The sequence below is a fragment of the Microcoleus sp. B7-D4 genome (genome assembly GCF_036705125.1).
GTDB lineage: Bacteria > Cyanobacteriota > Cyanobacteriia > Cyanobacteriales > Microcoleaceae > Microcoleus.
The window spans coordinates 1-1,238 of record NZ_JAUBTT010000267.1 but is presented as its reverse complement, the minus strand read 5'-3'; the positions used below and the strand labels follow the sequence as shown (position 1 = coordinate 1,238).

Genomic DNA, 1,238 nt, shown 5'->3' with positions numbered 1-1,238 from the left:
CACATAGCGTACAATTTGCCTTAAAAAACTTTGAAAATATCTGGATAGCTGACGGCTCAACATTAGAAGCATTATTTTGTAAACTAGAAAGTTTATCAGATGTTCCTAGTGGTCAATTATCCGGGAAAATGGGAGTAATCATAGACCTAGTAACTCATCTTCCCGAAGAAATTTGGTTTTGGGAAAATCCGAAACAAGCAGATAGTCATTGGGAAGAGGATTTACTAAAAAAAGTTAAGCCAAAAACCTTGCTGTTATTAGATAGAGGCTTCTATCACTTCGCTTTTTGGTCAAAATTAATCGAGAAAGAAATTGGATTTATTACTCGGATTAAGAAAGGTGCATCTTATCAAGTCAAGCGGGTATTAACCAATACTTATGATGTCAAAGACCAAATAATTCAGATAGGTGCAGGGACAAAAAAAACGCCTGTTTTGACTATAAAATTAGTACAAATTTGCTCGAAAAATTCCTGGCGTTCTTATCTGACAAGTGTCCAAAATCCCGAAATATTGCCACCCTATGTAGTAGCCGATTTATATCAAAGACGCTGGCGAATTGAATCGGCATTTTGTACAGTAAAGAGACTCCTAAATTTAAGTTATTTATGGACAGGTTCGTCCAACGGAATCCAGCTTCAAATCTGGGCTACTTGGCTATTTTATGCGGTTTTGGTAGACTTGGGAGATGCCGTTGCGGATGAATTAGGAGTGCCAATTGAACGTGTTTCACTCTTAAATGATTTATCGAGGGATGTATCATTTTTCTGTGGCCTATCAAAAAGGATTAGCTTCTGACCTAGTTAAGTATTTTGCCGACGCAAAAAATCAAGATTTAGGGATTGTTAAGCGACGACGAAAACCTCATGTCAGGCTAATTATTTCTCCTTTCCCTGGAACTCAAAGAAGTCCCGAACAATTTTTTTTCAATAATAAAGGAACAAATGGAGTCATATTTTAATTGGGTCAACAGGTAAAAAATGAGTAAAATTACTCATTGACAATAGTGCTTTTAGCTTAACTTGTGAGTAATGCTCGGACTCTGACTCTTTTGAGTTGTCAAAAGCGGCTGTCTCTGATTTCTGTATCAGATCGCTTGATGGGGGTTTCGATGATGTTTTGCTATTGCTAGGCTGTCTCTCTTGGAGCTTTTCGAGCTGGAGTTGTAATTTTTCAATCAGCTTCTGTTGGGTGAGCACAATTTTGACCAGCTCCTGGTGGCTCAACTGGTCAACCATT

Annotated in this window: 1 protein-coding gene and 1 pseudogene; one reads left to right on the top strand and one right to left on the bottom strand. The window is 37.9% G+C overall.

The window, feature by feature from the left end:
• A pseudogene (locus QUB12_RS37395) lies at window positions 1-960 on the top strand (IS4 family transposase); the annotation flags it as partial.
• On the opposite strand, the gene QUB12_RS37390 reads toward QUB12_RS37395, so the two are convergent.
• Window positions 950-1,238 (bottom strand): DUF6444 domain-containing protein (locus tag QUB12_RS37390; protein WP_333311133.1); only part of this gene is annotated, 289 nt, incomplete at its 5' end. The pseudogene QUB12_RS37395 and the gene QUB12_RS37390 overlap by 11 nt on opposite strands.